Origin of the sequence: Haloferax litoreum (genome assembly GCF_009674605.1) — an archaeon.
Taxonomy (GTDB): domain Archaea; phylum Halobacteriota; class Halobacteria; order Halobacteriales; family Haloferacaceae; genus Haloferax; species Haloferax litoreum.
On record NZ_WKJO01000001.1, the window covers coordinates 1,486,678 to 1,509,755 of the forward strand.

A 23,078-nucleotide genomic window follows, 5' to 3' on the forward strand; every position below is an offset into this window, starting at 1 on the left:
CGGTAGCCGACTCGTACCAAACTGCGAAGACGACGTACGAGAAGTATGTCTCGCGGCTACTCCACCACTCATCACACTCCACGTCGCCACTCGTCGGTCACACCGTATGTTCTCGTCGTCGGTGGACTCGTCCTGTTCTGTCTCGCCGTCCTCGCGCCAGTCTCTGACATCTCCGCCGGACTCACGCTCTCGAGTCTCACGACCAGTGGCACCGTTCCCGCACTCGATGGCCGTATCCTCGTCGTGAGCGGCGGACTCTTGCTCGTCAGCGCGGTATCGACACTGTTCGGCCTCGTCCTCTTGTTTATCAGATTGACGTAGTGCTCAAGTGGTCGCTCGTTCGGTCCACGGGACGTGATTCGTCTCCGTTCGTCGCGCGTCGGTCCGGAAAACAGTGTGCAGCAATCACCGCGGTCGCCTCGGCCGCGAGACGTACTCGTTCAGCCGGTCAGTCAGCCTTGATGGGTGTCGCCAGCACGGGGATATCCGACTCGATGACGACGGACCGCGAGACGCTTCCGAGGATGTTGTCTTCGAATCGGGCGTGCGTTCCCATCGCGATGAGGTCCGCGTCGATTTCCCGGGCGTAGTCGAGAATCTCGTCTGCCGGGTCGCCGCGGCGGAGCGTGGTCTCGGCGTCGACGCCGTACTCTGCCATGGCTTCTTTGGCCACGTCGAGGGCGGCAGCGCCTTTCGATTCGAGTTCGTCGCACACCTCGTCTTGTCGCTCTTGTGCGAGCGTCAAGAACGCGCGCTTGTCGACCACGTACAGCAGGAACACCGACGCCTCGCGCTCTGCGGCAAACGCAGCGGCGTCTTCTACGATTGGCGTCATGGAATCGCTCCCGTCGATTGGCACGAGGATGGTGTCGTACATCAAGCGGAGATTAGACTCCAACTGTATCAACCCTCTTAGTCGGTTCCCGCGTGGTGGGAACTACCAACCTCGCGACAGTCGCAGACGGTGGTGCCGCCGTCGCTGCATCGACGGAGGATACGTTTCCTGAAACGGAGACGGCGAGCGCTCAGAACTCGGTGCTCGACGACGAGTCACCCTCGTCGGTGGGTTCGCCCCCACCCGTTGCTTCGGACTCACCGTTGTCAGTTTCGTTGGCGTCTTCTTGGTCGCCGGATACCGATTCGTCAGTCGACTCGGAACCTGGTTCCGCCACGAGTGTGGATTCGGCGTACGACTCGGCGCGTCGCTTCCAGTCTGTCACGCGGCGTTCGGAGACATCGGCCGCCGCCGCGATAATCTCGTCGCCAGCATCTCGGAGTGCCGACACGGTATCGATTCCGCTGGCCCGAAGGCGAGTGGCGTACGCCTCGCCGATTCCGCGGATGTTCCGCAGGTCTTCTGGGTCGCGTTCTTCTTCGACCACCGTCTCGACGACAGGGACGATGTCCGCGAGTTGTTCGGTCATGGAATCGACCCGCCCGTCGAGTCCATCGACGCGTGATTCGAGGCGGTCGACTCTCTCGACGATATCCTCGTGGGTGTGGTCGGTCCCGGTCTCTTCTGTCGGTGCTTTGGTCACACCTTCGACAGCAGCTTCGACACCTGCCGAGATTGCAGTCTCGTCGGCTGGTTTTTCAGCCCCGAACTCTCCGTCGGGTTCTACTGCTTCTGCTCGTCCTGTCTCTGCGTCGCCGTCTGATTCCGATTCCGCCTCTTCCCCTTCGGTCACTTCAGTCGCTTCCTCACCTTCGGACTCCGTTTCTGCTTCCTCCTCGCTCTCTCCCGCCGATTCCTCTCCTCGTTCTTCTTCACTTTCTCCTTCCTCTTCCCGTTCCCCTCGTTCTTCCTCTTCTTCGTCCTCGCTCTCTTCGGTCTCTTCTACTTCTACTTCTGCTTCGCTCTCTCCAGTCACCTCTTCTTCTCTTCCTTCCCTGTCACGTTCAGCAGCGACTTCGTCTGGGAGGATGTAGACGAGTGCCTCTGCGGGCACGTATCCGACGACGTGCTTTCGCTTCTTGTCGGATGTGAGAACGACACCACCGGAATCGAGCGCTTTGTACCCGCCGCACTCGAAACTCGTTCCGTCTGTGAGGTAGACTTTCATGGTCTATAGTAATAGCTCTAACAGGATGAGTGTTTTCGGTACACCTCACGGGTCTTTATTCACACACGGCACCCTCTGGATGCATGCGCGTATTCATCGTCGGCGGGACAGGACTTCTCGGCCGTGACATCGTTCGACGACTCGTCGACGCCGGTCACGACGTGACGAGTCTCCAGCGAGGCGAGACGGACGGTTCCCTCCCCGAGGAAGTAACCCGCGTCACCGGTGACCGCGGCGACGACGCAGCACTCCGTGCCGCCGTTCGCGACGCTGACCCATCTGTCGTGGTCGATTTGGCGTGCTTCGACGCAGATGCTGCTCGTTCGGCGGTTGAAATATGCGAGGGCGTCGTCGACCGATACGTCTTCTGCAGCACGATAGACGTGTACCACCGACCTCCGCCGAAGAATCCCGTCTCCGAATCGAGTCCCCGAAACCCGCCGGTGAGCGACTACGCTGCGGGAAAGATTGCTGCCGAAGACGTGTTCTTCGATGCGCACGAAGCCGGCGACTTCGACGTCGTCGTCCTCCGTCCGTGGAACACCTACGGCGAAGGTGGAACCCTCGTCCACACCTTCGGAATGGGGTCGTACTACGTCGACAGAATCCGCGCGGGGAAACCCATCGTCGTCCACGGTGACGGCACGTCGCTGTGGGGGCCGTGCCACACCGAGGACGTGGCCCGTGCGTTCTGTGGCGCAGTCGAACGCCCCGGCGTCGGTGGCCGGGCGTACAACGTCACGAGCGAAGAGACGATGACGTGGAACCAATACCACAGGAGAGTTGCGTCCGCGCTCAACGCCCCCGAACCGGACCTCGTCCACATCCCCACGGACGTTCTCCGGCAGGTCGCCCCGGAGCGGACACGGATGCTCCGTGATCACTTCCAGTACAGCACCGTCTTCGACAACTCGCGGGCTATCGCGGACCTCGGCTTCCGCTACACGGTCGATTTCGAGACGGGTGTCCGGCGGACTGTCGATTGGTTAGACGACCACGACGCAGTCGAGCGCTGGGAGACAGAACCGCTGGACGATACGCTCGTCGCCGCGTGGACAGACGCGACGGATTCGTTCGTCGAGTCGTTCGAGGACGCCAACTAACGCCACCCTGTTTGCAGTCGTCGCACCGGTGCTCACTCGTGCGTCTGGAGGACCAGATACTCAGATGTGGTCGAACGGTTCGGGGTACGAAAGCGGGCCACCCGTCTCCGGGTCGTCGCCAACCGTGGCGAGCATGAACACTTCTGGCGGCGTCTCGAACGGGTTCTCGAACCCACGGATGCCTGCGGGGTGGAAGCCGAATCGTGAGTAGAACGCCGGGTCGCCGTGGAGGAAGACGAGGTCGAACCCGGCCGCGGCGGCGGCGTCGAGGGCAGCTTCGACCAACGAACTCCCGATTCCTCGCTCCTGTTCTTCCGGAACGACGCCGACGGGGGCGAGCGTGAGTGCCGGAATCGACGGGTCGTCTTCGACCGTGATTCGCGTACAGAGGACGTGCCCGACCACATCGTCGTCGTCGCGGGCGACGAACGAGAGTTCGGGTTCGAACGCGTCAGTTTCGCGGAGGGCGTCGACGAGTATCGCCTCGTCGTCGGTGGGGAAGGCGGCGGCGTGGACGGCGGCGACAGCGTCGGTATCGGCGGGAGTTTCCTGTGTGATGAGGACCATCGTGTGGTCCGAGACTGCCCGTCGGCTAAGCACACTCGATTCTCTCGTCTCGTGAGAACTGACAGAGGTTTTTCATCGGTAGTGAGACGACATACTCGTATGATTCGAGGATTACTCGCCGTGTTTGGCATCGTAGAACTGCTGTTTCCCGACCAACTCGTCGCCGCGCTGACTCGCGTCGCCTACGAAGACGGCGACGAGATGACGCCGAAGCCGTGGGTTTCGAGCGTCGCGCGAATCGAGGGCGCAGTCTTCGTCTTCCTCGCACTGTTCGTCGTCGGCCGACGGTGCGGAAGCGACGACGAGTAACCCTGCCCTGCTCACTTTTCGCGTCGCTCGTGGTCGCCCAGTCGATACGTGACGCTCACTGGACAGCGTCGTGACTCTCCCCCGAGCAAGAAACGTAGAAGTGAGAACAGAGACGAGAGACGCTGCGACTCGATTAGGCGAGTTCGGCGAACGCGAGCGACCCGCTCGTGTTCTTGATGTAGACGCGGACGGTCTGGCCTTCCTGGGCACCGGGGACGAAGATGGTGTACTTCCCGCGCTGGGCGACACCGTCGCCCTTGCGGCCAGTCCCGGTAATTTCGACTTCGTAGGTGCGCCCTTCTTCCACTGCTTCGCGCTGGCGCTTCTTGCTCGTACTGGAGCGTTTCTGGACGGGACGGAAGGCACCACACGCCTCACAGCGAAGCATGTCGACGCCGTCTTCGGTCACGAGACGTGTGTCGGGGAGGCCACACTCAGAGCACGTGACGTACTCTTCGACGTAGTCGTCGAGGGCCTCTTCGAAGTCGTTGATGGAGAACGACCCACTGTAGCGGGCGCGGTCGCCTTCGAGTTGACCGCTCGTACCGAACGTGCGCTGGATGGCGCTGTGGAGGTGTTCGGTCGTCCGCGAGAGTGCGTCGGCGATTTCGCCGAGGTTCGTGAGGCGCGTGAACGCACCGTCTGTCTCGCCTTCGGGGTCTGGTATCTTCAGACGTTCTTGTTCGACGTTTCGTTCCGGAAGGATATCGAGCGCCCGGTCGAGCGCAGATTGATACTCCATAGGCCTTGGAGTGTCTGCCGACGTATAGCCGTTCCGTGAGCGTCTTTCCCGAGGACGCGACGAGGGTGGCACCGCCCCGTCGTTCGATGACGGCACGAGCGAACCGAAGCGACTCCATTCGGTGCCACTCGCCTTCGTTTCGCAATCGCTCAGTGCGAAACCGGTCGCCACTCCTTCGGTGCTGGCGCTCGAACGCGTTCGCATGGGGTACACGTGGCAGTACTACGACCTGGTTCTCGCGGGAATCTTCCTGAGTCTCGTCCTCGGGGTTCTCGTCGGACAGTTCACCGCGATGGAACCGACGACAGCAGTCGTCGGGTTCAGTTTCGTCGCAGCAGCGGTGATGGGCCACGGCCTGTTCGTCAACGGTCCAGTGGACCAACCGACAGACCTCGCCGACGAAGTCGATGCGCTGAACTGAACGCCAGCGACGACTCGCCGCCGGTCACGCTCCTTCTCGCCTCGCCCTCGTCAGTCAGACGCGTCCACGACGGTGTTCGTGAGCGTGCCGACGCCTTCGTACCATATCTCGACGTCGTCACCGGGTTCGACGAGGCCGGGGTTCGCCGGACTGCCGAACGAGACGACGTCGCCCGGTTTGAACGTGTAACGCTCCGAGAGGAACGAGACGACTTCGGCGGGTGAAAACAGCATCTGCTCGGTGTTCGCTTCCTGCCGCAACTCGCCACCGACGTGGGTCGTCATGTCGAGGGTAGACGGGTCCACGTCGGTCTCTATCCACGGGCCGAGTGGACCGGACCCGTCGAACGCCTTTCGTGCTGTCCGACCCGGTTGGTCGAGGGCGTCGAGGTCGTTCAGGATGGTGTATCCGCGGACGACGTCGGAAACCTCGTCTTCGGCCACGTCGTGGCACTCGTGGTCGATGACGGCGGCCAACTCCCCCGCGTATGTCAGTTCGTCGGTCCACGACGGATACTCGACGTCCGCACCCGGGTCGAGCACTGAGACGGGTGGCTTGATGAACCAGTCCGGTTGGTCGGGAACGTCGTAGTCCATCTGGTCGACCGTCGCCGCGTAGTTTCGGCCGACGCAGTAGAGTGCAGACGGGTCGCACGGCGCGAGCAACTCGGCGTCGACGCCGACTTCGTACTCCTCGCCGTCGACCGTCACGAGGCCGTCGTCGTACCGTCCTGTCGCGACACCGTCGTCGGTTCGAATCCGTGCCAATCGCATCGCTGTGGAGTGGACGCTCCACTCACTTCAAGCGATGTGTCTGCGCAAGACGGGAAACAGAAAACGGCCGTCGATGGGGTGCGCTCAGTCGGCCGTCGACGTCCCGGCGGCACCGGATGCACGCATGGACTTGAGGGCACTGTAGATGACAGCACCGGCGACCATGAGCGCAGACCCGAGGATGAGTGCGAGGCTGACGTAGTCGAGAACACCCATCCCGAGGTAGTTACCAGCCTGCCGGACGGCAACTGCGAGGGCGCCGAGGAGCAGCATCAGGCCGAAGTAAATCTTGATTTCGTCTTCGTTGACGATGGACGTCGCCGCGGACCCGACCCGAGCGCCGAGGGCGGACCCAGCGAGGAGCGGAGCGACGATAGAGAGGTCGACACCACCGGATTGCGCGTAGAGGAAGGAACCAATCCCACCCGAGAACATAATCTCGAAGAGGTCAGTCCCAACCGCAATCGGAACGGGCACGCCAATCAGGTAGAACAGCGCGGGCATGCGGATGAAGCCGCCACCGACGCCGAGGAACCCGGACAGCAAGCCAGTCGCGAACGCAACCAAGAGGACCATCCAGAGCGAGACTTGGATGCCACCGCGCAGGGTTATCATCGGCGGGAGCGAGTAGCTCTGAATCTTTTTCGCTATCTCGGGGATATCGTCGGCGTTGATTTCGGCATCTTCGTCGACGTCGTGGCTGACGCCGCCGTCGCCGCCACCTTTCAGTGCTTCGTAGGTGACGAACGCACCGATTCCACCGAGCAGCAGCACGTACGTGATGCTGATGATGTTGCCGGCGAGACCCAGTTCTTCGAGGTGCAGGACGATTTCCTTCCCGATTTCGAGACCGATTGTGGTCCCGATAATCATCGAGACACCGAGTTTGTAGTCGACTTGGCCGAGGTCACGGTGCTTCAGCGTCGCGATGACAGAGGTACCGAACACGAACGCCAGTCCGGACCCGACAGCGACACGAGATGGGTATCCCATCACAAGCAGTGCTGGGGTGACGAGGAACGACCCGCCCATCCCGAAGAAGCCGAAGAGGATGCCGATGAGGAGGCCGAACCCGGCGAACATCGCCAACATGGCGGCCGAGATACCGAATATCTCCATCATCGTCAGTCACCTCCGAGGAGTTTCAGGACAGTCGGGCCGAGGACGCTCTCTAGTGCGCCGTATCCAACGTACAGTACCATGGCCTCGACGAGAACGATTCCGACGAGCGCCGCTGCTTGCGAGTTTCCGGACAGGTTTTCGATTCCAAACATGCGGTGACAGGGTGAGGGGTGGAGGGTGCGGTGTGGTGGTGGGGGAGTCAGTGGACCGTGGGTGAGGGGATTCAGTCGTCGGCGACGGCGCTGTCGGACGTCGCCGCACAGCGGTTCGGGCCGAGTTCGAGTTCGTTCTCTTCGTCCTCGCCGTCCGGTTCGTACTCGCCGGCGTTCGTGGCGATGACCGTCTCGTAGTTCGGGGGCTTCGAGGGGAGGTTCTCGAACATGTGTTCGACGAAGTCGTCTTCTGCCATCCGGAGAATCTCGTTGTTCTCCCAGAGGTAGCCGACCGTCGAGAACATCGGCTGACCGGGCGTCACGTCGATGTACTGCCCGTCGTCGGTGACCGAGAAGTGCCCGGGCAGAATCTTCACGTCGTTCGGTTCGGTCATGATGACGCGGTGGAGCGTCTCGTACTGGACGCGAGCGCCGTCACGGGCGTCCTTGTCGGCGAACTGCAGTTCGGTCCGGCCGATGGACTCGACGAACAGGGTGTCGCCGGTGAGGAGTGCCTCGTCGTCGACGAGGTAGGAAGTCATGCCGGTCGTGTGACCGGGCGTGTGGACGGCCTTGATGTCCACGTCGCCGAGTTCGACGGTCCCGTTCGGTTCGATGGCGTCGAACTCGAACTGTGGGTCGCGTGTCTCGGCGGGCTTGCCGAGGTGGTACGGCACGTCGAGTTTACTGGCGAGGCGGCGACCACCGGAGATGTGGTCCGCGTGGATGTGGGTGTCGAGGATGTGTGTGACTTCCAGACCGCGTTCGGTGGCGGCGTCCACGAAGACGTCGGTCGCACGGGTCACGTCGACGAGGGCGGCCTCTCCTGCCGACTTCGAGCCGACGAGGTAGCCGAGACAGCCCTTCGACCGACGCTGGAACTGAAGGAGGACGAGGTCGTCGTTCGAGGTGGAAATCGGAACGACGTCGTAGACCATACTCCACGACTCCATCCCACCTTCGACGGTCTTGACGTCGTGGGCGAAGCCCTCTCGTTCGAGGTATTCGGCGAAACTGCTCGCCGAGTTGCCGGTGGCACAGATGGTCACCACGGTGTCGCCAGCGCCGATGTCGTCTTTGTAGGCGTCGAAGTCACCGACGAGTTCGTCGTTGTCGCCCGAGTATTCGACGTTCTCGGCTTCGGCGATGTGCCACCCCTCGAAGTCCTCGGGGTTTCGCGTGTCGAAGAGGACGAAGTCCTCGTCCGCATCGATCATATCCCTCAGCTCTTCAGCCGTGATGGTTTCGACCATACACGGTATTGTATAGGAAATGCACGTATAAGGGTTCGAGCGAGACACGTTATTTCCGGCTTCTTACGGGTCGAATCGGCTATTTCCCGTTTCAGAACGAGATACATACAATAATTGTGGCTACCTCTCTCGGAACCTCCCGACGAAGCGACCGGTCACTAGTGAAACAATACCTTCATGCAAGGTGAATTCATACCCAATATTGCGAGGTACATGAACAACTCTGAGATAGAAGACGTCCTCCGAGAGTTGCCGCCGAGTTCGAAGTTCATCTACAATACGCTCCTTCGGATGGGGTCGATGACGCTGAAAGGACTCACCGAAGAGACGCTCCTCTCGTCGCGCACGACGCGCTACGGACTCACGCAACTCGAAGAAGCGGGTCTGGTCGAGTCGTCGCCGGCGCTCCACGACGGCCGACAATCCTGTTACAGTATCGCCTACGGCGCAGTCGGAGGCGACAGAACGGAGTTCGCCCGCGGTGCGCTCGTCGACCCCGAGTGGGTCCGGCAGCGTCTCGACGCGTTCGAGGCGGACGACCCCGAACTTAGACTCGTCGAGGTCACCGACTCCTACGACGAGGGCCACGTCCGTGGTGCGGTTCACCTCGACCCGAGCGAAGACTTCCTCGACGTCGATACGGCGAGTATTCCGGGAACCGAGACGCTCGAACCCGTCCTCGGCGAACTGGGTATCACACCCGACAGTACCGTCGTCCTCTACAGCGACGGGTTGAACGAGTACGCTTCGCTCGTCTACTGGACGCTCAAGTATTACAGACACATGGACGTGCGACTCCTCGACGGCGGGAAGTCGTACTGGGTCGACGCGGGGTTCCCGACGACGCACGACGTGCCTGTCGTCTCGGAGGTGGCATACACGGCGCAGAACCCTCACGAGCGCATTCGGGCGTATCGGCGCGACGTGCAAGCGGCGCTCTCCCGAGACGTGACCATCGTGGACGTTCGCTCGCCCGAAGAGTACCGCGGCGAGACGGCAGGGGGGGCAGATGCTCGCGTCGCCGGCCGGGTTCCCAACACGGTCAACGTGGAGTGGACGCAGATGGTCGGCGATGCGGGTCGGTTCAAAGGTCGCGGCGCACTCGAACAGGAGTTCGCCGAGATGGACCTCGACGAAGACGATGAGGTCATCGTCTACTGTAACGTCGGCGAACGCTCGGCACTTGTGTGGTTCGTCCTCTCTGAACTCCTCGGCTATCAGGCCGTCTCGAACTACGACGGGTCGTGGACGGAGTGGGGCAACATGGTTGGCGCACCGATACGTACCGGCGACCCCTCAGAAAACGAGTAACGCCGCATTTCACCTTTCTTTTCCTGTGCTACTCGCGCCCCACGCGTCCGAGTGCGCGGGCGGCGGCGACGAGTCTCCCGAGTGCGCGACGAACGTCGGCGTCGAAGAGTGCGCCGAGGAGTCCGAAGAGACCGACTGGTTTCGGGTCGTCGTCGGCGAACGCGCCGAGTGTCGCTTCGAGTGCCTCCGTGACCTGTGGGTCGCCGAGCGTCTCGGTGAGTGCGACCACGTTTGCCGCGTTGTGGCCGAGTTCGTACATGTCCACGTCGTGGTCGGCGTAGCCGTCGGCAAATCCGGCGGCGGCCATCCGGAGGTCCTCGATGGCGTGGCGGTTCTCCCGCGTCGCGTCGAGGACGCCGGGGACGAGTTCTTCGGCGAGGTCCGTCGTCGCGTCGAGCAAGTCGACGAGTTCGACGAACGTCTCCATATTCTCGCCGAGTCGTTCGACGAGGACGATGGTCTCCTCGCGTTCGAGGGCGAATCGGAGTCGTTCGACGACGTCGCGGTTCTCTCGAACGGCGTCGAGGACGCCGGGGACGAGTTCGTCCGCGACGCGTTGCGACACTGCGAGCACGTCGAGGAGTTCGACGAGTGTGTCGGCCTCGTCGCCGACTTTCTGGAAGAGTCGCAGCGTCTCTTCGCGCTCGAAGGCGATTCGGAGTTCACGGATGGGTTCGCGGTTTTCGCGGACCGTCTCGCGAAGTTCGGGCGTGAGGTCCGCCGCGAGGTCCTGCGCCGTGACCATCAACTCCAGCAGTTCGGCCAGTTCGTCGGCGTTCCGCTCGATAGCCTGCGCGAGGACTTCGGTGTCGCTGTCGGCGTCGACCATCCCGTCGAGCGCCTGATTTTCGGATGCCATGGTTCAGGGGAGGGGGTCGTACCCGCGCATCCAGGCGTTCCAGTAGAACGCGGGCAGGACGTTGATGTCCATTATCCAGTTCATCCGACTCTCGACCGGAGCGGAGATGCTCTCCTCGTAGTCGAACTCTGCGACCATCGCCTTGCCCTTCTTCGTGAGGAGCGGACACGCCGCGTATCCGCTGTACTCCTTCGTCATCCGTCCGCCTTCGACGAGCGACGAAAGGTTGTCGGCGACGACGTGGGCCTGCTTGCGGGCGGCAGCGGCGGTGCGCGACTTGGGCGTGTCGTCGGCGTCACCGAGGGCGAACACGTTGTCGTACTCGGTGTGTTGCAGGGTGTAGTCGTCGACGGTGATGTACTCGCCGTCGTTCTCTTCGTCACCTTCGGTCAGCGGCGAGTTCTCGGTGACTGCGGGTTGGCCGTACTGAGGCGAGACGGGAGCGTACAGGTCGTAGTCGAGTTCGTCGCCTTCTGCCGAGTGGATGACCTGATTCTCGTGGTCGACTTCGGAGACGGTGAAGTTCGGTTTGAACTCGATGTCGCGGTCCTCGTATATCTCTTCGAGTTTCTCGCGGTAAGGTGAGACGCCGAAGATGGCATCGCCGGGTTTGGTCATCACGACGTCGACGTCGTCGCGGATACCCTGTCGCTGGAAGTAATCTTCCGCCAGCATGGTCATCTTCATCGGCGCGCCGCCGCACTTGATGGGAGTGTCGGGGACGGTCACGACGAACGTCCCGCCGTCGAAGTCTTCGAGTGCCTCGCGCATCGCCACCGCGGCCTCGTAGTGGTAGTACGGATACACCGCGTCGGTCTGTTCCCACCCCTCTGCCATGCCGGGGATGGTCTCGGGGGCCAGTCGGTGGCCGAGCGAGACGACGAGGTAATCGTACGTGAGGTCGTCTTCGGCGGCGTCCAGATTGACTTCCTGAGCATCCGGGTCGATGCCGACGACTTCGTCCTCGACGAACTCGACGCCCGACTGCATCACGTCGCGAACGTCGCGGAACTGGTCTTCCGGTTCCATGTACCCGAACGGAATCAGGTAGAACGACGGTTGGTAGACGTGGTCGCTGCTCTTGTCGACGATACTGATACGGACGTCGGAGCGGTCGAGTTTCCGACGGAGGATGTTTGCCGTCATCGCTCCGCCAGCACCAGCCCCTAGCACGACAATGTGCTCCATAGACATCCACACTATGAGGGTGTACTATCTGAACGATGAGGTAGCAGAGACAACTAGTCCCAGTCACGCCGCCGCCGACGGGTGACGGAGATTATTGTTGGTACTCTGGGGAACGAGCGGAGAGAACCGCCAGCGAATGCGGAGACGCGTCGCTCAGAAACAGGAACAGGATACTCGTACGACGGGCACGTCCCGTCTTTCAGTCCATCTTCGGCATCGACTGGTTCTCCCGGTCGAAGAGGTTGTGGATGCGTTCGGTTCGAGTAGACTCGAACTGGCGTTGACATCGGGCGACCCACGAGTCGGTGCCGGTGGTGTCGGACGTCGTGTTCGGCGACGGGCGGTCTGTTTGCAGGGTCGGTTCGTACGTTGGGCGTGTGTGTGTGCTCACGATTAGTGGGGTGTTGTTCGGGTCGGTCGGACGGCGATGCTACGACGAGGAGAGTTAGTGAAGTACGCGTACGACCGACATGGTGTACCCGGCAGTACAGAGTAATCTATAATAAATGTTCATGTTCAATCAGCGGCGTCTGTCTGATTGTCCCGTCCATCGGCGAGACACGTCGTGGCCGAGGTGACTCCCGGCCGACAGACTCGCGTTACTCGTGTCCCGAAACGCGAACCGATTGGTAGGGTTCTTCGAGGTAGTCGATGTCGGACGACGAGAGTTTGATGTCGAGGGCTTCGACGGCGTCTTCGAGGTGTTCGATGCTCGACGTGCCGACGATTGGCGTCGTGACCCAGTCTTTGTGGACCTGCCAGGCGAGGGCGATTTGGGCCATCTTCACGTCCTTCTCCTCGGCGAGTTCCTGCACACGTTCGTTCACAGCGGGGCCGCCGCCTTCCTCGTATGGGCGGCCGACATCTGCTTCGTGTTCGCCCCGAGTCGTCGATTCGAACTCCTCGTGTGGACGCGTGAGGAACCCGGCGGCCAGCGGACTCCACGGCATCACGGCGACGTCCTCCTTCGCACAGAGCGGGAGCATCTCTCGCTCTTCTTCCCGGTACGCGAGGTTGTAGAGGTTCTGCATGGAGACGAACCGTTCGAGACCGAGTCGGTCAGACGTGTAGAGTGCGTCGGCGAACTGGTAGGCCCACATCGACGACGCGCCGACGTGCCGGACTTTGCCGCGACGGACCGCGTCGTCGAGGGCGCGGAGTGTCTGCTCGATTGGCGTGTCGTAATCCCAGCGGTGAATCTGGTAGAGGTCGATTGTGTCCATCCCGAGTCTGTCGAGTGAGTTGTCGAGTTCCTGCTCGATGGCCTTCCGCGAGAGGCCGCCCGAGTTCGGGTCGTCGTCGCGCATCTGCCCGTAGACTTTCGTGGCGACGACCATCTCGTCGCGGTCGTACTCCGCGAGCACCTCGCCGAGAATCTCCTCGGACTCGCCGTACGAGTACACGTTCGCCGTGTCGAAGAAGTTGATACCGAGTTCGATTGCGCGCTCGATGAGTTCGCGACTCTCTTCGCGGCCGAGTGTCCAGTCGTCCCAGTCGGTCCCGAAGCTCATACACCCGAGGCAGAGTTCGCTCACGGTGGTTCCGGTCGACCCGAACGTCGTGTAGTCCATACGTAACGTTCGGAGGCACCGTATGTAAAATCGGTCGGGGGACGATGGCCGATGTTGACTCGATAGTTGTGGTTGGTTTAGGCAATGTCGTCCCGCGACAGCAACCAGAGGAAAGCCTCAGAAGTACATAAATAGTGGTGTTTGCGTCAAATTCAAATGCTCTGACCCGGTACGACACGATACAGTCTTGCCCGTAATACACAATATGGATTGCGGGACGGACACTGCAACCACATGAAACGGAGAACCTTCATCAACAGATTGGGTACAGTTTCCCTCGGTGGTCTCGCTGCCGCGGGCGTGGCGACGACTGCATCCGCCGCCGACGATGGATACGACCTCGAACTCGCGCCCGGCGACACGTTCTACTTCGCCGAGACGAGTCGAGCGGAGTCACTGATTTACGCGCCGCTTCAGGACGGGAGTACCTACGCGATGTTCCAGGTCCCGAACGGCTTTTTCGACGTCGACACCGTCATCATCGTCCTCGCAGAGAACGGCGAAGTCCTCTACCTCGAGAGCCTCGACGGCGTCCTCTACACAGAAGACCAAATCGGCGAGATGGCCGACCGTATCGGTGAGATGGCCGACCGTATCGTCTACACTGAAGAACTCATCGTCGAGACGGAGTACCTCATCGTCGACGTCACCGAATTCTCGCAGGAGAATCTCCTGACGTTCGTGAGCATGCTCAACCCCCTGAGCCTGTTCTAACCGACGATAGAGCGTCGGCCCTCGAACCTCCATCACCTGACCGGCACCAACACGGACGCCCGTGTCTCCCACCCACCGCCGGTCGTTCTGCTGTCGAAAGACGTCCAGTCGCTCCTTCCTGTGACCACACCCACGTCACTCCCGTGAGTCGTACTCTTGGTAGATGACGTGGCCGCACGACTTGCAGTGCGACGCATCGGGGTCGTGGTACTCCAGTCCGCAACTCTCGCAGACGACGTTGACCTGGTCTTTGTGCGCCCACTCTTTGACGATTTTACTCGCCTGCCATGGGATGAGGATGATACCCGCCAAGATTGCAGCGACGGTGACCCACCTGCCGCCCTGTGTGACGGGGACGATGTCACCGAATCCGACCGTCGTGAGAGCGACGACGACGAAGTAGAACGCGTCACCGAACGTGGCGACACCCGGATTCACCCGGAATTCGAACGAGTAGAACATGCCCGCGGCGACGAAGAAGATGGTCAACACGGTCAACAGTAACTTCATGACGCGAAGCGTGCCGACCGTGACTGTTCCGAAGAAGAACTCTTCATCCTGTGTGAAGCGGTAGAACCGAAGGACACGGACCACCCGAATCGCGCGGAGGAACCCGATGTTGGCCGCGACGACGGGGAACGGAGATATCATGACGGCGAGTGTCGGCAGAATCGCCAGCAAGTCCACCATCGAGTACGCGTTGAAAATCTCGCCGACCCGACTCTTCGCCCCGTACACTCTGAGGATGTACTCCGCGAGGAAGACGAGCGAGATGGCGACTTCGATACGCCAGAACGTCTCTTGGAGTCGCGCCGAAAACGGGTACGTCTCGAGGACGAACACTCCCACGAACACGAGGTTGAGCACGAGAAGAGCGATGTCGATTGCTTTCCCAACGATGGTCCGATGGTCGAGGAGATAGAACCTGACGACGTCTCTCGGTGTGTCGCCGTGACCGGTAGACGCGTGACCCGCCATAGGTGCATTTGGATTCGGTGGGTAATGATATCGTCGCCGACTGACGAGTGTGGTGCCCACTATCAATACATATATCTATATAGCAAATCTCATTTCTGAGATTCACGGGCTGAATTCAACGGACAAGTTATCAAAATGTGACACTACTGTCTACTTGGGGGTCCTCTTCCTCGAACCTCCTAACACCATTCAAAAGCTCTAAAACGCCCACTTGTGCGCACAGCTTGAATATCTCCAGTTAGCGACCGATTTCGTATCTATTCGGCACTATCTCTCTCAACATACTATATAGTAGCTTAATTTATCACTGTTGAGAAACAAGGCCGAGTCGATGCGTAAACGCTGGTTGCGTGGCCGGAAGTTGGTCCCCGTGCGTCTGTTCGACAGCCTCACCGCTCGGATATCGAGTGTGATACCCTCGTCGACCGTTTCGCGGGCGGTCCGGAAGACGTACGCACGCAAGTTCTTCACGGCGGTGGTCCTCGCGATGGTCGTCATGGCGGGCGTCGGTGCTGTCACCTACACGAAGGTACAGGAGTCGCTGGACGACCAGGTCGAACAGCAACTCACGTCGACTGCGGAACTTCAAGCGGATGGGCTCGAGTCGTGGATATCGAGTAAACGGTTGGAGACGCGAACCACGTCTGCGGCGTGGCAACTCCAACTCGGGAACCAGCAGGCGGCGAGTAGTTACCTCTTCCAGCGGAGTTCGGAACTCGGACAGGACGATTTGACGGCGATACACTACGTCGACTTCACCACGGGTGAAATCGAAGAGAGCACGGCCAGTTCGTTGGAAGGAAAGACTGTCGCCGAAGCGGGACTCCCGTGGGGCGACATCGAACAGAACGTCAACCCGGAACCGAACCTCGTCTACGTCTCGTCGGAGACGTTCTCGTCACCTGTCGACGGCGAGCAGTCGTTCGCACTGGCGAGCAAACCGCCAGAAAATGCCGAGTCTGTCGTGGTCGTCACCGTCGGTCTCCCGGCGCGCGTCGCCCAGACAGAACAGACGATGGCCGGAAGCCAAACGACCCTGTACGAGTCCGATGGGTCGGAAATCGTCTCCACGGCGAAGAACGGGAGTGTACCGGCCGCCGCTTCTGACCTCGACGCGAACGGTACGGCACTCGAACAGACAGACGACGCCGTCGTCGCGTACACGACTCTCGACGGTGTCGACTGGACACTCTCGACGGCGGTTCCGACGTCGAGCGCCTACAGTGTCCGCGATAGCGTCGGAAGCGGTCTCCTCGTGACGATTCTCACCGCGATTGGCGCACTCGGTGCCGTCGCACTCGTCGTCGGTCGGCGCACGACACGAACACTCGGCGAGTTGACGACGCGGGCCGAAGAGATGGCGAACGGTGACCTCGACGCGGACCTCGAGACGGACCGAATCGACGAGTTCGGGACGTTGTATCGTTCGTTCGACGAGATGCGTGTGTCCCTCCGACAGAATCTCCGCGAAGCAGAGGACCTGAACGCACACCTCGAATCGAAGGCCGAAGCGTACCGGAGAGTCATGGAACGGTGTGCCGAGGGGGACATCGCGTGTCGGATGGACCCCGACTCCGAGAGTGAGGCGATGGCAGACATCGCGCGGACCTACAACCAGACGATGGACGAACTCGGGACGGTCATCGCCGACGCACAGACGTTCAGCGAGTCGGTCGCCGAAGCGAGCGAAGAGACCAGCGCCAGCGTCGGAGACGTGAACGAGGCCAGTGAAGCGGTCACGGAGTCGATGACGACTATCCTCGACGACGTGGTCGAACAAGACGACCACCTCGACGACGTGACAGAGCGGATGAACGACTTCTCGGCGACGATTCAACAAGTGAGTGCGTCCGCCGCGGAAGTCGCAGACCGTGCCGACGCGGCGGTCGACCGCGGTGAATACGGGCGGGACGCCGCCGCCGAAGCGGTTGCGGAACTTCGAACTATCGAGACGGCCACCGAGAACACCGTCGAACAGGTCGAAGAACTCGAGACTGTCATCGGAGACATCGAGTCTGTCGTCGACTTCATCGACCAAATCGCCTCACAGACACACATTCTCGCACTGAACGCGTCGATAGAAGCGGCCCGTGCGGGCGAGGCGGGCGACGGTTTCGCCGTCGTCGCCGACGAAGTCAAACAACTTGCAGAGGAGACGCAAGATGCGACCGGTCAGATTGGGTCGTCTATCGAGCGAGTCCGTGAACAGACCGAGGCGACGGCGACCGATATCCGCGAGACACAGACCCGCGTCGGCGAGGGCTCAGAGACTATCGAGGAGGCGATGGGTGCTATCGACACCATCGTGGACGACGTCGAAGAGACTGCCGACGGTATCCAGGAGATTCGACGAGCGACTGAACGGCAGGCCCGCGCGACGAGTGAAGTCGTCGCCATGGTCGAAGACGTCTCCGAGATTAGCGAACGAACCAGTGCGGGTGCACGAGACGCCGTCGGGGCGACAGAGGAACAGACCGCGTCGCTGTCGGACGTCTCTGAGCGTGTCGACCGTCTCGCCGAACGCGCCGGTGAGCTCCGTCTCGCCCTCGATAGATTCGACGTGGCCGGTGACACAGTCGAACCCGTCGATATCGACGTAGACGACGCGGCCCTCGTGGTCTCCGACGCGTCTGACGCCCCGTCCACCGACTCACCGGACGACGTCGAGACGACGAACGCGTCCCCCAACGACACTGACGACACGGCTGTCGAACCGAAAGCAGAGGCAGACGGCGGCATCGAGTCCACCGACGGAGACAGGACGGAGAGATGACGACAGAACGGGGTTAGATGACGATACTCCCATCGGGGAGTAACTCACGTTCGGTGCGTGCTGCTTCTCGTCCTTCGTCGACGAGCGTGGGCTGGTCGACTGGTTCCGAGAACCTGTCTGGGTCGGTGTCGACACGCTGAAGCATCGACGAGAACACAGACCCTTTTCGCCCGCCGGCGGAGACGATGCCGCCGTACTTTCGCTCTTCGAAGGGGACCTCGTCGGGGTCTTGGAACTCTTCGCGGATGATTTGGGCGGTGTCGCGGATGTACTCGGCCGCCTCCTTCTGTGAGTACAGACTCTCGTTGTAGTACGTCTCGGCGTACTTGTCGTCGAGTTCCTCTCTGGAGTGTTCCGGCGACTCGTAGAGGACCGAATCCGTGGTCTTGTACCCGCTGGCGAACCGGATGTTCACCGTGAAACTGTCCGGGTACCGCAGGATAACCGGGAAGAACAGCATGTCCGTGACGGTGATGCGTTGTTGCATCCGCCACAGTCCCTCGAAGTAGTACGCCGTCAGGGCACCGACCCGGTCCGTCCGTTCCCCACGCTGGTATGCCTGTGCGACGTCCTCGTAGTCGTCGCCTGCGATGTGACGACAGCGCCGTTTGTAACTCGCGGCGATGCCTTCGAGTTGCGTCTCGTACGCTTCGAGGAGCGATACGTCTGGGTCAGCGAGCATGTCGGCTTTCTGCTCTTGTGCGTCCGCAACGTTCATCATGTTCTCGTAGAACACACGTTCGGCTTCCTCGTTCGGCAGCGGTGTCCGGACTGCTTGCCGAAAGAGCACTTCTGTGTCCCCGTTGAACGTCACCTGCTGCTCGCTCATCTGGCCACATCGTTTGTGACGGAAAGAAATGAATTCGTCGGTCAAACACCGTCTATCTCGACATATCGTGGACATGAATTTAAAAAGGGCTCAGAAATCAACGCCTGCGTGGGAGGTCCGAATCAATCGTCCGCGCGAATCACGGATTCGGACGGCCTGTCGACGTCGACCACGTCGTCTCTCCCCGGTTTCCGGGTCGGAAGGAACGTCGCTGCGGTGAGCATCGCTTCGGCGCTCCCGTCTGGAGCGAAGTGTGGATACCACAGAAGCAGTGACTCTCGCCGTCGATGTGGGTGGTGAGCGTCCCCAAAGCCAAATGTACGTGTACAAATGTCTACCAAAATGGCTCAAAAAGAAATAGATTCAAAAATATTTCTCAAATAGGGAAACAAATACCGATGGTCTTATCCATCTGCTCCGATTGTGTCCAAAAGCAATGGCGAAAGGAAACGTTGATTTCTTCAACGACACTGGCGGCTACGGTTTCATCTCGACGGACGACGCGGACGACGACGTGTTCTTCCACATGGAAGACATCGGCGGCCCGGACCTCGAAGAGGACCAAGAAGTGGAGTTCAGCATCGAATCGTCCCCCAAGGGACCTCGCGCAGCGAACCTGACGCGCCTGTAAACTAGTTTAGTACACCGCTTGACGGCGGCGAAAGACACCGATTTTACCAACGATAACTCTTCCCGAGAGGATTCTATACTGGTTCGGTTCGTGACGTGCGTCTCGCCGTCACCCAATCGAGACGACTTTGTCCGTGTGTTCGACGATACCGAGCAAGTCGCTCATCGCCGACCGAGGGCGGAGTTCACTCGCTTCGAGGCCTCGTGAATCGAGACACGTCCCACAGGCGAACAGTTCACCGCCGTTCTGGAGGAACTGCCGTATCACGCCGTGTGGGTTGTACGTCTCTGTCTCGATGTCCGGCGCTTCGACACCGTCTCCCAGAAGGAACACTTCGACGAGGTTGCCTTCGTCGAGCGCCGTGTTAGCCAGTCGGAACGCGTTCCAGATTCGTTCTGGTTCGTTCGTCTCGATGATGAGCCCAAGGTGCATAAGTCTCGGTTCGTCGTGTCGACTCTTAACAACGTTCTCGATTCTCACTGTGCTACAACAGGGCTCGGCGGTTTGGCCACGTCGGTGAAGAATACAGAGCGAGCGATGCGTAACGCTCTGCTGTGCGCTCAGCACTCGGCTGGTGTGAACCGACGTGCTGCAACCCAGTATGCGAGGCCCGCGGCGCCGACGAGGAGCACAGCGCCAGCAACGACTTGCGAAGCACGCTTTACTCCGGGCGTCTCTCCCTTCTCGGCACCGCGACTGGTGACACGCGCGTCCACGTCGTTCGCGAACGCCTCCGCGAACGCTTCCACGTCGTCCCAGTCGGTGTACTCGTAGTCACGGGAGGTGTCCGTGTCGCCAGTCGTCACCGCCGAGACGAGTTTGAACAGCACGCGTTCCAGTGGGTCGTATTGCGAGTACGTCACCGCGCCGGCGAAGCGGCCGACGTGGTCGGGGTGCCATCCCGTGTTCGACACGAAGTCGTCGACGTACTCCTGTGCACCACTCTGCGCCCACCTGAGTGGGACGATGGACGCGAGCGACAACTGGAAGAACCCGTTCGGCCGACTGGCGAGTTCCTCTCGGTTCTTCTCGACGAACTCGACGACTGCTGGCAGGTGTCTTCGGTTGTTGACCGGCGACCCGACCAGCACCGCGTCGAACGCGCTCACGTCGATATCTGGCTCGTCAGCGACGCGTCTCACGGTGGCTTCGTGTCCTCGTTCCATGAGTTTCTCTCCGACGTAGTCGGCAACCTTCTCTGTCTGTCCCTCACCCGACCCGTACGCGACAAGAATCGATACCATCTGGAACCACACGAAGAGATACGCGCGCCGTCATATTAACTGACAGTCGCGGGGCGAATTCCGCCGAACTCGATGTTCGACGGTTCCCGAACGAGGGGTACGTGTACGGGGGTGGTGACGGTGACGGAAGGCACTGTTCCTCTGTCGAAGGGGCAGTGCGAACATATCAGAATTCGTTACTCAAGGTACAATTATACTGGTCGAAGACGTACATCAAGCCGGACCTACGGGCCACCGTTTGCGGGGCTACAGTTTCGTCCATGTGTATGGAGACAGAGATATCGAGCAGTCGTCGGGCAGTCGGAACCGTCGTGATTCCGGGAATCGCGGCCCCGAGTAGCGTCGCCTGTGTTCGCTCGCTCGGCCGGCGCGGAATCAACACCATCGTCGTCTCAGAGAACCCGACTGCGGCAGCTTTCTCCTCGAAATACTGCGACGAAGCGGTTGTCACTGCCCCGCCGACAGATACCGAAGCGTACCGTGACGAATTGCTGGCACTCGCGAGACGCCCGGACGTTCGTGCGATAATCCCCGTTCGTGAGGAAGACATCTACGTCCTCTCGCGGTTCAAAGACGAGTTCGCAGAACACATCGGGACGCCGTGGCCATCGTTCGAGACGCTTCGGCGCGTCCAAGACCGAAAAGAACTCTTCGAAGCGGCCGCCGAGGCGGGCGTCCCGGCCCCGAAAACGAGGCTGTTCGACGAGTGGGACGACTGGGACCAGCGACTCATCGTCAAGTCGCGGTACAACCTCGTCGCAGACGAGTATCTCGGGAGCGAAACCGGCCAACAGGTGTCTGGACGGGGCACCACGCAGTACGTCGAACAGGGCGAGACTCCCGTCCTCGACGACTTGCTCGCGACGATGAACCACGTCCCCATCGTGCAGGAGTACGTCCCGACGACCGACGAGTACGGGTTCTTCGCGCTCTACGACGACGGTGAGGCCGTCGCGACGTTCCAGCACCGGCAGATTCGCGGCTACAAGTACGCCGGTGGCCCGAGTTCGTTCCGCGAGTCGGTGTCTATCCCGGAACTGGACGCCGCGGGTCGCCGTCTCCTCGACCACCTCGAATGGGACGGGCTGGCGATGGTCGAGTTCCTCCGCGACCCGGAGACGGGCGAGTTCAAACTGATGGAGATCAACCCGCGCTTCTGGTCGTCGCTCCCGTTCACCGTACAGGCAGGCGTCGACTTCCCCTACTACTACTGGTTGCTCGCCAACGGCCGCCGCGACGAAATCGACTCGTCGTACCGAGTCGGCATCGCCGGGCACCTCATCAGGGGCGAACTGCTGTACCTTCACAGCGTCCTCTTCGACGACTTCCCGCTCGTCGAACGCCCGTCTCGACTGAAGGCGTTCGCCGACGTGGCGTGGTCACTCGTGAAGCATCCGCGGTTCGACTACCTCGACTTCGACGACTACCGGCCGTTCGTTCGAGACTTGGCAAATGGATTCGTCAGTCAGCGACGGGCAGCCAACGAACGACCAGAACGTGTATCCGTCCCACCGGAGCGAGACCCACAGACTCGCCTCCTCGAATAACGTACCCGTCTCCCGAAGAGGAGAACAGACGAAACACTTTGTACGAGAACGAGGGAGCGACAAACGTGTCTCGACAGCGTGACCTCGACCGGTTCTATGGACTGCTCTCTGACCTCACAGAGCGAGTCAGTGGGACTCGAAAGCTCAAGGACTGTACGGGCTATATGGAGTGGCCCACCCGCGGTGTCTACTTCTTCCTCGAACCGGGAACGACAAGAGCGTCGTCTGACCAGTTGCGTGTCACTCGTATCGGGACGCACGCTGTGTCTGCGGGTAGCAGCACGTCACTCTGGGACCGATTGAAACAGCACTACGGAACCGGGAGCGGGAGTTCCAACCACCCACACGGCGGGAACCACCGTGGTTCGGTCTATCGGAAGCGTGTCGGCGAAGCGATTATCGAGCGATACGGCCTCCACGACGACTACCCCGACTGGGACGCCCGATGGTCGAGCATCGAGCGCGACCGGTCGGTGGTTCGTGACGAGGAGTACGTTCTCGAACGGCGTGTGAGTGCCTACATCAGAGAACAACCGTTCTTGTGGCTCGCCGTCGACGACGAACCGAGTGCGGACAGTCAGCGAGCGTACATCGAGCGAAACGCAATCGCACTCCTCAGCAACTACCAACAAGCGACCGTCGACGCTCGCTCTGACGAGTGGCTTGGAAACGACAGTCGGAGCGAGAAGATACGGGAATCAGGGTTGTGGAACGTGAACCACGTCGACGAGGAATACGACCCAGCGTTCTTGGACGAGTTGCGTGTCGCTGTCGACGAAACGGACCCTGTTTAAGCGTGACATCTATCGAGCGTACGACTCGAATCCGTGGAAGTAGGGTGGCCTCGGCACTCGAACCAGGAACTATTACCGACCTATGAGCCACTCTGTCAAATCAAATTTCAAAAACAGGGCTCACGCATGAAATG

Annotated in this window: 26 protein-coding genes; 10 read left to right on the top strand and 16 right to left on the bottom strand. The window is 60.9% G+C overall.

Annotated features, from left to right (window positions below):
• Positions 1 to 45 precede the first annotated feature (45 nt).
• Complete coding sequence (locus GJR96_RS07685) at positions 46 to 321, top strand: hypothetical protein (protein WP_151162402.1); 276 nt, start codon at positions 46 to 48, stop codon at positions 319 to 321.
• A 127-nt stretch (positions 322 to 448) separates the two neighbouring features.
• Here GJR96_RS07685 and GJR96_RS07690 read toward each other — a convergent pair whose 3' ends face one another.
• Positions 449 to 877, bottom strand: a complete 429-nt coding sequence (locus GJR96_RS07690; protein ID WP_151162403.1) for a universal stress protein — start codon at positions 875 to 877, stop codon at positions 449 to 451.
• Between the two features lie 148 nt (positions 878 to 1,025).
• The gene (locus tag GJR96_RS07695; RefSeq protein ID WP_151162404.1) at positions 1,026 to 2,063 is read right to left on the bottom strand and encodes a helix-hairpin-helix domain-containing protein; all 1,038 of its coding nucleotides are present in this window, start codon (positions 2,061 to 2,063) and stop codon (positions 1,026 to 1,028) included.
• A gap of 83 nt (positions 2,064 to 2,146) precedes the next feature.
• Between GJR96_RS07695 and GJR96_RS07700 the strand changes: the two genes are divergently transcribed.
• Positions 2,147 to 3,166, top strand: coding sequence for an NAD-dependent epimerase/dehydratase family protein (locus GJR96_RS07700; protein WP_151162405.1), 1,020 nt, complete (start codon positions 2,147 to 2,149; stop codon positions 3,164 to 3,166).
• A 60-nt stretch (positions 3,167 to 3,226) separates the two neighbouring features.
• Here the strand turns inward: GJR96_RS07700 and GJR96_RS07705 are convergent, their stop codons facing one another.
• The gene (locus tag GJR96_RS07705; protein ID WP_225317712.1) at positions 3,227 to 3,766 is read right to left on the bottom strand and encodes a GNAT family N-acetyltransferase; all 540 of its coding nucleotides are present in this window, start codon (positions 3,764 to 3,766) and stop codon (positions 3,227 to 3,229) included.
• Between the two features lie 66 nt (positions 3,767 to 3,832).
• Between GJR96_RS07705 and GJR96_RS07710 the strand changes: the two genes are divergently transcribed.
• Complete coding sequence (locus GJR96_RS07710; protein WP_151162406.1) at positions 3,833 to 4,042, top strand: hypothetical protein; 210 nt, start codon at positions 3,833 to 3,835, stop codon at positions 4,040 to 4,042.
• 133 nt (positions 4,043 to 4,175) lie between these two features.
• On the opposite strand, the gene GJR96_RS07715 is transcribed toward GJR96_RS07710, so the two are convergent.
• On the bottom strand, positions 4,176 to 4,784 hold the full coding sequence (locus tag GJR96_RS07715) for a translation initiation factor IF-2 subunit beta (protein WP_058571177.1): 609 nt from the start codon (positions 4,782 to 4,784) through the stop codon (positions 4,176 to 4,178).
• 202 nt (positions 4,785 to 4,986) lie between these two features.
• On the opposite strand from GJR96_RS07715, the gene GJR96_RS07720 reads away from it, so the two are divergent.
• Complete coding sequence (locus GJR96_RS07720; RefSeq protein ID WP_151163953.1) at positions 4,987 to 5,205, top strand: hypothetical protein; 219 nt, start codon at positions 4,987 to 4,989, stop codon at positions 5,203 to 5,205.
• A gap of 50 nt (positions 5,206 to 5,255) precedes the next feature.
• Here GJR96_RS07720 and GJR96_RS07725 read toward each other — a convergent pair whose 3' ends face one another.
• The 4 genes from GJR96_RS07725 to GJR96_RS07735 form a co-directional block, all read right to left on the bottom strand.
• Entirely contained in the window at positions 5,256 to 5,978 is a 723-nt protein-coding gene (locus GJR96_RS07725) for a fumarylacetoacetate hydrolase family protein (RefSeq protein WP_151162407.1), read from the bottom strand.
• A gap of 84 nt (positions 5,979 to 6,062) precedes the next feature.
• Positions 6,063 to 7,100, bottom strand: coding sequence for a sulfite exporter TauE/SafE family protein (locus tag GJR96_RS07730; protein ID WP_151162408.1), 1,038 nt, complete (start codon positions 7,098 to 7,100; stop codon positions 6,063 to 6,065).
• Between the two features lie 2 nt (positions 7,101 to 7,102).
• Positions 7,103 to 7,252 (bottom strand): DUF7512 family protein, encoded by a 150-nt coding sequence (locus tag GJR96_RS18085; RefSeq protein ID WP_191965827.1) that lies wholly within the window; start codon positions 7,250 to 7,252, stop codon positions 7,103 to 7,105.
• 71 nt (positions 7,253 to 7,323) lie between these two features.
• A complete protein-coding gene (locus GJR96_RS07735) occupies positions 7,324 to 8,505 on the bottom strand; it encodes an MBL fold metallo-hydrolase (RefSeq protein WP_058571623.1) in 1,182 nt (393 codons plus the stop codon).
• A gap of 213 nt (positions 8,506 to 8,718) precedes the next feature.
• Between GJR96_RS07735 and GJR96_RS07740 the strand changes: the two genes are divergently transcribed.
• Complete coding sequence (locus GJR96_RS07740) at positions 8,719 to 9,816, top strand: rhodanese-like domain-containing protein (protein WP_151162409.1); 1,098 nt, start codon at positions 8,719 to 8,721, stop codon at positions 9,814 to 9,816.
• Between the two features lie 28 nt (positions 9,817 to 9,844).
• Here the strand turns inward: GJR96_RS07740 and GJR96_RS07745 are convergent, their stop codons facing one another.
• The 4 genes from GJR96_RS07745 to GJR96_RS07760 form a co-directional block, all read right to left on the bottom strand.
• On the bottom strand, positions 9,845 to 10,675 hold the full coding sequence (locus tag GJR96_RS07745; protein ID WP_151162410.1) for a DUF1641 domain-containing protein: 831 nt from the start codon (positions 10,673 to 10,675) through the stop codon (positions 9,845 to 9,847).
• A 3-nt stretch (positions 10,676 to 10,678) separates the two neighbouring features.
• On the bottom strand, positions 10,679 to 11,869 hold the full coding sequence (locus tag GJR96_RS07750) for an NAD(P)/FAD-dependent oxidoreductase (RefSeq protein ID WP_323849391.1): 1,191 nt from the start codon (positions 11,867 to 11,869) through the stop codon (positions 10,679 to 10,681).
• 193 nt (positions 11,870 to 12,062) lie between these two features.
• Complete coding sequence (locus GJR96_RS07755; RefSeq protein WP_151162412.1) at positions 12,063 to 12,254, bottom strand: hypothetical protein; 192 nt, start codon at positions 12,252 to 12,254, stop codon at positions 12,063 to 12,065.
• A gap of 208 nt (positions 12,255 to 12,462) precedes the next feature.
• Entirely contained in the window at positions 12,463 to 13,434 is a 972-nt protein-coding gene (locus tag GJR96_RS07760) for an aldo/keto reductase (protein ID WP_151162413.1), read from the bottom strand.
• A 234-nt stretch (positions 13,435 to 13,668) separates the two neighbouring features.
• Between GJR96_RS07760 and GJR96_RS07765 the strand changes: the two genes are divergently transcribed.
• Positions 13,669 to 14,148 (top strand): hypothetical protein, encoded by a 480-nt coding sequence (locus GJR96_RS07765; protein ID WP_151162414.1) that lies wholly within the window; start codon positions 13,669 to 13,671, stop codon positions 14,146 to 14,148.
• Positions 14,149 to 14,283: 135 nt separating this feature from the next.
• Here GJR96_RS07765 and GJR96_RS07770 read toward each other — a convergent pair whose 3' ends face one another.
• Positions 14,284 to 15,126, bottom strand: a complete 843-nt coding sequence (locus GJR96_RS07770; protein ID WP_151162415.1) for an ion transporter — start codon at positions 15,124 to 15,126, stop codon at positions 14,284 to 14,286.
• A gap of 409 nt (positions 15,127 to 15,535) precedes the next feature.
• Here GJR96_RS07770 and GJR96_RS07775 point away from each other — a divergent pair, with 409 nt between their 5' ends.
• On the top strand, positions 15,536 to 17,899 hold the full coding sequence (locus GJR96_RS07775) for a methyl-accepting chemotaxis protein (protein WP_323849392.1): 2,364 nt from the start codon (positions 15,536 to 15,538) through the stop codon (positions 17,897 to 17,899).
• 13 nt (positions 17,900 to 17,912) lie between these two features.
• Here the strand turns inward: GJR96_RS07775 and GJR96_RS07780 are convergent, their stop codons facing one another.
• On the bottom strand, positions 17,913 to 18,728 hold the full coding sequence (locus GJR96_RS07780) for a hypothetical protein (RefSeq protein ID WP_151162417.1): 816 nt from the start codon (positions 18,726 to 18,728) through the stop codon (positions 17,913 to 17,915).
• A 436-nt stretch (positions 18,729 to 19,164) separates the two neighbouring features.
• On the opposite strand from GJR96_RS07780, the gene GJR96_RS07785 reads away from it, so the two are divergent.
• Entirely contained in the window at positions 19,165 to 19,359 is a 195-nt protein-coding gene (locus tag GJR96_RS07785) for a cold-shock protein (protein WP_058571634.1), read from the top strand.
• Positions 19,360 to 19,467: 108 nt separating this feature from the next.
• On the opposite strand, the gene GJR96_RS07790 is transcribed toward GJR96_RS07785, so the two are convergent.
• Both GJR96_RS07790 and GJR96_RS07795 read right to left on the bottom strand, forming a co-directional pair.
• Positions 19,468 to 19,791 (bottom strand): DsrE family protein, encoded by a 324-nt coding sequence (locus tag GJR96_RS07790; protein ID WP_151162418.1) that lies wholly within the window; start codon positions 19,789 to 19,791, stop codon positions 19,468 to 19,470.
• Between the two features lie 128 nt (positions 19,792 to 19,919).
• Positions 19,920 to 20,603: a flavodoxin domain-containing protein gene (locus GJR96_RS07795; protein ID WP_151162419.1), complete on the bottom strand. Its 684-nt coding sequence runs from the start codon at positions 20,601 to 20,603 to the stop codon at positions 19,920 to 19,922.
• 266 nt (positions 20,604 to 20,869) lie between these two features.
• Here GJR96_RS07795 and GJR96_RS07800 point away from each other — a divergent pair, with 266 nt between their 5' ends.
• The gene (locus tag GJR96_RS07800; protein ID WP_225317713.1) at positions 20,870 to 22,150 is read left to right on the top strand and encodes a carboxylate--amine ligase; all 1,281 of its coding nucleotides are present in this window, start codon (positions 20,870 to 20,872) and stop codon (positions 22,148 to 22,150) included.
• A gap of 65 nt (positions 22,151 to 22,215) precedes the next feature.
• On the top strand, positions 22,216 to 22,944 hold the full coding sequence (locus tag GJR96_RS07805) for a hypothetical protein (protein ID WP_151162420.1): 729 nt from the start codon (positions 22,216 to 22,218) through the stop codon (positions 22,942 to 22,944).
• Positions 22,945 to 23,078: the final 134 nt, after the last annotated feature.